This window comes from Nostocoides jenkinsii Ben 74 (assembly GCF_001046875.1).
GTDB lineage: Bacteria > Actinomycetota > Actinomycetes > Actinomycetales > Dermatophilaceae > Nostocoides_A > Nostocoides_A jenkinsii.
In genome coordinates, this window is the sequence record NZ_HF571038.1 from 3,195,420 (window position 1) to 3,202,740 (window position 7,321).

6 protein-coding genes are annotated in these 7,321 nt (G+C 70.3%); all 6 read right to left on the minus strand.

The features are described from left to right. Positions 1-192: hypothetical protein (locus BN13_RS20470; protein WP_235434078.1), on the minus strand; the 192-nt coding region annotated here is incomplete at its 3' end. Further along, entirely contained in the window at positions 155-2,644 is a 2,490-nt protein-coding gene (locus BN13_RS15305) for a serine/threonine-protein kinase (protein WP_048548079.1), read from the minus strand. The genes BN13_RS20470 and BN13_RS15305, both read right to left, overlap by 38 nt. Then, on the minus strand, positions 2,644-3,834 hold the full coding sequence (locus BN13_RS15310; RefSeq protein ID WP_048549285.1) for a hypothetical protein: 1,191 nt from the start codon (positions 3,832-3,834) through the stop codon (positions 2,644-2,646). Before BN13_RS15310 ends, BN13_RS15305 begins: the two co-directional genes overlap by 1 nt. 14 nt (positions 3,835-3,848) lie before the next feature. Next, a complete protein-coding gene (locus BN13_RS15315; protein WP_084733806.1) occupies positions 3,849-4,874 on the minus strand; it encodes a glutamate ABC transporter substrate-binding protein in 1,026 nt (341 codons plus the stop codon). After that, entirely contained in the window at positions 4,871-6,196 is a 1,326-nt protein-coding gene (locus BN13_RS15320) for a hypothetical protein (RefSeq protein ID WP_048548080.1), read from the minus strand. Before BN13_RS15320 ends, BN13_RS15315 begins: the two co-directional genes overlap by 4 nt. Further along, on the minus strand, positions 6,193-7,321 hold a 1,129-nt coding region (locus tag BN13_RS15325), incomplete at its 5' end, for an AAA family ATPase (protein ID WP_157038743.1). The genes BN13_RS15320 and BN13_RS15325, both read right to left, overlap by 4 nt.

Genomic DNA, 7,321 nt, shown 5'->3' on the forward strand with positions numbered 1-7,321 from the left:
TCGCCGCACGCCGAGCACGTCAGCCGCGCCGGGATTGGCGCGGGCGTTGGTGTAGGGGTTGGCGCCGGTTCGGCTGCCGGGGTCTGCTCGGGCGTGGTGCTCCCGGGCGTAGTGGGCTCGGGAGCCGCGGGCGGCGACGGGGAGGTGGGGATCGTCATACGAAGCTCCAGGGACGAACGGAGTTGGCCTCATCGACCAGCCGGAGCCGCTCGATCGGGTTGTCGGTGACGGAGGCGAGTTGGCGCAGCGCGGATTCGAGGCCGGCGCGCATGCCTTCCTGCGTGGCCGCGAAGCCGCCGACCTTCTCCCCGGGCTTGGGACCGTTCTTGGTCACGGTGGTCAGGGCCTTGCGGAAGACCGCGACGGCGAGTTCGGCCCGGCGCCGGCCGCCGAAGCCGGCCGAGGCCGCCGTGTCCAACGTCAGCCCAAGGTCGGACAGCTGCCGCGGGTTCGCCACGAGCGCCTCGGCCCAGTGCTGGCGGGCGATCGGGTACGCGCTGGAGCCGGGCGGGACCAGGGTCAGCGCCGCCTGGACCCCGTCGAGATCCTTGGCGGCCCCGCGGAGTCGGGCCAGTCCGAACGCGCTCTGCGGGACGTATGCCGCGTCGGTGCGCGCGCACACGGCATACATCTGCTCGGCGATGTCGGGGGTGTCGGACAGTTCGCAGGCGAGGGCGAGGCCGAGTTTGGGAGCGAGCTCGCCGGGGACCTGGCCGTAGACCGCGTTGAACGAGCTCTGGGCGGCCTGCGGGTTGTTGCGGGCGAGCGCGCCGAGCCCGGACATCCATACGGCCCGCCACTCCCACGGGTCCTCGGTCAGCATCTGCGTGACGACCTGGTCGAGCAGTGGCCACGACTGCGACTCCACGGCCGCCCGCGCCTGGGCGAGGCGGACCTCGGGCGAGAAGCCGGGGGCCCGGTCGAGGGCCTGCATCCGCTCCGTCGCCGGGAGGGCGTCGATCGTCTGCAGCCACCCGGCGTGCGGGTCGGCGGTGTCGCGGCGCAGCCTCGGCAGGTCCTCCCAGGTCATCTGGGCATCCCCGGCCGGCGGCGGCTCGAACAGCAGCGACGCGGCGGAGCTCTGGCCGGCGCCGGTCTTGCGGTCCTGCGCAACTACCTCGCGCAGCACGCCGAGCATCTGCACGCGCAATTCATCGGCCGAGATGAACCGGTCGTCCGGTGACGGCGCGCAGGCCTTCAGCAGGAGCCGATAGAACGAGTCATAGCGGCGGAAGATCTCGACGTCCTCCGGCGGCGGAAGCGACTTCACATAGGTCGTCTGGTAGCCCCGGAACTCCATCGTCAGGACGACCAGCGTCCGCCCGATCGTGTAGATGTCGGAGGCGACCGTGCACCCCTGCTCGGCGACCTCGGGCGCCTGATAGCCGACCGTCCCGAAGATCGCGGAGTCCTCGTCGTCGATCCGTCGCACGCCGCCGAGGTCGATCAGGCGCACCTCGTCGCCGATCTGGATGATGTTGTCCGGCTTGAAGTCGCAATAGACGAGGCCGAGATCGTGGAGGTACTGGAAGGCAGGCAGGATCTCGATGATGTAGGCGAGTGCCTGGTCGACCGGGATCGGGTCGTACTGCCCGGCGGCCTTCATCCGCTGCTTGAGCAGGGACTTCAGCGAGGTGCCGCCGATGTACTCCATGACGATATAGCCGGCGTTGTCATAGGAGACGAAGTTGTAGATCTCGACGATATTCGGGTGGCTGACCTGCGCGAGGAAGCGCTGCTCGGCCAGGGCCGCGGCGAGCGCATCGGGGTCACCGGAGTTGAGCAGGCCCTTGAGCACGACCCAGCGGTTGGAGACATTGCGGTCCCGCGCGAGATAGATCCAGCCGAGACCGCCATGGGCGAGGCAGCCAGCGACTTCGTACTGACCGGCGACGAGATCGCCCGGCTTGAGCTTGGGCGTGAAGTCGAACTGCGTGCGGCAGTTGGCGCAGAAGCCCGAGGTGCGTCCGGGTTGGCCGTCGCGTCCCCGACCGACCGGCTCGCCGCACTTGGGGCAGAAGCGCTTGTCTTCGGGGACAACGGGATTCTTCAAGACGGCGCGGGCGGCGTCGATCTCGGCGACCGGCGGCACCGACGTGACGCCGGCCCCGATCCGGGCGGTCCGCATGCGCCGGGACTCCCCCGAGACCCGGCGGGTCGAGACCGTTCCGCCACGGGCGCGCGCGGAGCCGAGGGCGGTGGCCTCCAAGCGGCTGGACACCCGCGAGACCGCCGAGCCGGCCGGCGCGACCGGGCTCTCGGCGCCGGCCTCCGGCGTCCCGCAGACGTCGCAGTAGCCATCGACGACCCGGCCGTCACAACCCGGCTGGCGACACGGCGAGCCCGCAACGCCGATTGGCTTGGAGGCAGATGTGCCCCCTCCCGCCCGGGGATTGGCCGAGGGAGTGGCCGAGGGATTGGACCGGGGAGCGGCTGGCGCATTGGCCGCCGCCGGCGAGCGCGCCGGGACGGTGGTCGAGCCGGCCGCCGCCCGCGGGGGCGGGGTGGCCGACGTGGCTACGGCAGGAGGCGTGGGCGAGTTTTCGCCGGTGCCGGGAGCACCCGGCATACCGCAGACGTCGCAATATCCGTCGGTAATGGTGCCGGTGCACCCCGGCTGCTGACAGGCGTTGGGATCGCTCATCAAAGACCCTTCCTCGTCACGGCCTGGAGATAGCTCTGGTATGCCGCCATGAGCGCCCGGGCGCGCACCAGCGGGATGGGGGTGCTCGCCAAGGCGTCGGCGAGTTGGGCACGCAGCGGCGCCAAGTCGGCGCGCTCCTGGGCGTCGATCTCCGGGGACGCGGCCGCCTGCGCATCGAGGGCGCCCATCAACCCGAGGAGCTGGTCGCGCTCGCCGAGGGCACGGGCATACGTCTCGTGCGCTTGGTCGAGGGCGCGCGAGACCAGCTGGAGCCGGGCCAGGAGGGCATCGACCGCGTCCGGGTCGTCGGGCACGGCGCCGAGGGCGCGGACGTCCGGGACGGCGAGCTTCGGTGCGGGGTTGAGGGAGGCGAGGCACTGCGTCTGCATCGCGCGGATCGCGTCACCGCGGGCCGCGAGTTCGGTGATCAGGGTGCGCGCGGTGGCGGCGTCGCGCTCGCTCTCGTGGCGGCGAGAGGCGGCGACGATGAGGTCGCGCTCCCGGCCGGCGACGTCGATCTCCAGCGGGCCGAGGTAGCCGCCGACGTCGCCGCCGCGCTTGGCGCGCTCGGTGACATCGAAGAGGCGCTGCTGAAAGCCGATGAGATCGGCGGAGTTCTTGTCGCGCGCGGCTCCGGGCGGGGTGAGGGCGATCTGATCGCGCAGGCGCTCGATGCCTTCGCGGATCGCCTTGACCCGGATGCCGATGTCGAGACCGCTGGGTTCGAGGGCCAGGCGGGCGCGCAGCGAGGAGGTCATGGCGTCGGACAGTCGGCACGCCTCGGGCAACGACACGGCCAGGGCACCCTCGGCGGCGGACGGGACGCGGGCGCGTTCGGCGTCGCGGCCCACGCCTGGGGTGACGTCGAGACGCCCCCAGATCAGGGTCGAGAGTTGCTCGGCCTGGACGGCGCCGACGCGGCCGGAGTCGAAGGTGACCTTGAGCAGTTCATACCGATCGTGGATGGCCTTCCACAGCGCCATCGAGACGGTCATGTCATGGGTGAGGGCGTCCCGATCGGTCTGGTTCGGAGCGTTAAGCGCGGCGGCATCGATCGCGTCGAGTTGCTTGCGGCGGTCGTCGATCCACAGACCGAGGTCGGTGAGATAACGCAGGGCCTCGGCCGCCCCGACGGGCACCCCGAGCCGACCGGGGGCGCGTGGTGCGCCGCCGGCCGGTCCAGTGGTCATGCCGAGATCGAGGCTCATCCGCGGCCGTAGTTCGCCGCCGGCGGAGTCGGGGCCTTTCCGAGGCTCGCCGAGAGCCACTTGTCGTAGATCTTCTTCCACGTGCCGTCGCTCTTCATCTGCGCGAGAACGGCATTGACATATCGCGTGAAGTAGACATTGTCCTCGTTGATGCCGAGGCCATAGGGCTCGTCGGTGAGGGCGTCGGCGCCGGTGACACGGGCATACGGGTCCTGGGCGGCGAGACCGGCGAGCACCGTGTCGTCGCCGGTGATGGCGTCGGCCTGGCGCTGCTGGAACTTCACGAGGCAGCCGGTGTGGTTGGGCGCGGTGACGACCTCAACGCCGTTGAATTCGCGCAGCTTCGTCAGGCTCGTCGTGCCGGTCGGTGCGCACACGCGCTGACCCTTGAGATCCTCCAGCGTCTCGGCGCTCGAGTCCCGCGCGACGAGGACCTTTTGGCCGGCGTGGTAGTACTCGGCCGAGAAGGCGATGTCCTGCCACCGTCCGCACGTCATCGTCATATTGCGCGCGACGAGGTCGAGATCGCCGGACTGCAGCAGCGGAATGCGATCGGCGGCCGTGATTACCCGCCAGGTCACCTTGTTCTCGTCACCGAAGATCGCCTTGGCAATCGCCTTGGCGATGTCGATGTCGAAGCCCTCGATCGAGTTGGTCAGCGGGTTGCGCGCGGCGAGCAAGTAGGTGTCGGCCGAGACCCCGACCACGAGCCGGCCGCGGTCGATGATCGTGCGCATTCCTTCGTCGTCGATGGACGACGTTGCCGGTATGCCGCTCAGCGGCTCGTAGGTCTCGGTCGCCGTCGCGCGGTCACACGTGGACGCGGTGGTGGCGGTGTTGGAGGTGGTGCTCGCGGACGACGTCGTCGGCACGGGCGTCGTCGGGTAGTTGCCGCCGGCGCACCCGGCCAGGGCGCCCGCGGCGAGCAACGTGGTCGCGGCGATTCGTGCTGTGGCGAGGCGTGCCGTGGCGAGTCGGGTAGGGGTGGGGCGCGCTGGGGTGACGCGGGCGAGGCGGCTCATCGGTACTCCTCGATCCGCGGGGTCATCGATCGGGCCGCGGCGAGCGCGGCCAGGATGCCGGCGAGGCCCACCAGCCACGGGAACAGCGGACGCTGCAAACCATCGAGCGCGGCAATCGCCGAGCTTGCCTTGTCCTTGAGTTTGCCTTCGGAGCCGGCGTCGAACTCGTCAAAGGCCGCATTCGCGGAGCCGGACTTCGTGGACGTCGCCAAGGCGACGGCCTTGTCCCAGTCACCGGAGTCGTCCGCCTTGCGGATCGCGTCGTGCAGGGTCGAGTAGGTCCCAAGTCGCGCCGCGAGGCCCGGTGGCTTGCCGGGACCGAACCCCGCCTTGTCAACGGCGTCAAGCGCGGCGGCGAGCGCCTTTTCGTATGCCGCCTGGTTGGCGGCGCCGGACCCGCGCTTGACGAGGGTCAGCGCCTCGTTGGACTTCGCGTCGTAGGCCGCGGCGCGCGCCGACGCGAGGTTGACGGCCGAGGAGAAGTCGCCGTCGCGGACCGTGGACATGGTCGAGGCGGTCGAGGCCATCATGGTCAAGGTGAGGCCGACCCCGCCGGCGACTAGGGCGAAGGCGGCGGCGAGCGGCAGGCTGAGGATGCGGTGGGTCTTTTGGGCCAGCCACCACCCGATGAGACCGAGCAGACCGAGGGTCAGCACCCCCATACCCAAAGCGAGCGCAGCGACCTTGCCCGCCCCGAGTTCCGTCTGGGCACGATCTTGGTTGGCGGCGCGGAGGTTGTCGACGATCGGCAGGATGTCGGTGCGCAGCTGGTCGCTGGCGAGTGTGAGATATTGCGCGCCGACAGGCAGAACCTGGCGGTTGTAGGTCCGGGCCTGGTCGACGTAGGTGACGTAGGTCCCGAGTCGCTCATTGAGCAGCGACAGGGCCTCGCCGTCGGCGGGCTGGGCATTGGCGGCCTCGGCAATATTGCGCGACACCCGGGCCATCGCCGAGTCGTAGGTCGAGCGCAGGTCGACCGGCTCCAAACCGCCCTGGAGGAAGCCGTTGGTCGTCGCTGCGTCCGCGCGCAGGAGATCGGCGTAAATCTGCTGGACCCGTACCACCTGCTCGGTGTTGGCGGCCGCCCGGTTGACGGAGGAGTCCAGCGCCCGGAGGGCGAAGAACCCGCTCAAGGCGAACCCTAGGCAGGCGAGGGAGGCGACGACGGCGAGGATCCGCATACGCCCGGGGGTGCCGGTGAAGAAGTGACGGCGGGCGGTGGCGCGGCGCTCGGCAGCGCTCGTGGTCGTGCCCGCGGCAGCCGGTGTGCCTGGCGCCGGGCCGGTCGAGATGGTGGTCGGCGCGGTGGCGATCTGCGTCATACGGCACTCCCCTGGTCGTGCTCGTCGTCGGTGGGCGTGATCGGGTCCTCGGCGGGCGCCGGGCCACCTTCGGCGGTCATCTCGGCCTCCGCGCTGGTGTCGGCATCGGTTGCCTCGGAGTTGTTGCTAGGCGCATCGGTTGGCTCGGCGTCCGCACCGGCGTCGGGTTCGGCGTCGGGTTCGTCCTCGGGCTGCTCGCGGAAATCGCTGGGCAGCAGCGTGCGCAGGTCCTCGGTGCTGGCGTCCTCGTCGTCACGCAGCCGCCAGGCGTGGCGACCGATCGCTTCCTCCAAGAGGTTGCGCACGAACCGGCCGTTGCCGAAGGTGAAATTGCGATCCGTCGCGGCCAGGATCTCGCGGACGACGACCTCGGCATCGGCGTGGATGTCGTAGTCGGACTTCTCGGCCAGCGTCTCCATAATGCCGACGAGTTCGTCGTCGGTGTAGTCCGCGAACTCGATGATCGTCTTGAATCGGCTTGCGAGACCGGGGTTTTGGGCGATGAACTCCATCATCGGGGTCGGGTATCCGGCCACGATCACGACGAGGTCGTTGCGGTGATCTTCCATCTCTTTGACCAGGGTGTTGATGGCCTCCTGGCCGTACTGGTCGCCCGAGAGCCCGTAGGCCTCGTCGATGAAGAGCACGCCCCCGAGGGCCTTGGCGGTGACTTCGGCGGTCTTGATGGCGGTCTGGCCGAGGTAGCCGGCGACGAGCTCGGAGCGATCCACCTCGACGAGTTGGCCCTTGGACAGCAGGCCGAGGGCGCGGTAGATGCCCCCGACGAGCCGGGCCACCGTGGTCTTGCCGGTGCCGGGGTTGCCGACGAAGACGAGGTGCCGGGTGATGGTGGCCGACTTCAGGCCGGCCTCGGCGCGGCGCTTCTCGACCTTCAGGATGGCGACCTGCTGGTGGACTTCCTTCTTGACCGCGTCCAGGCCGACCAGGTCGTCCAGCTCGGCGAGAAGTTCCTCGATGCTCTTGGGCGGCGGGCCGGCCTCGGCGGCGTCGGCTCCTTGTTGAGTGGCGGCGTCACCGGGGGTGTCCGGGGTGACGGGTGGGGTGCCGGGTGGGGTTCCCGGCGGGGGCGGCGGGGCGGGCAGGCTCGGGTCGACCGGCTGGCCC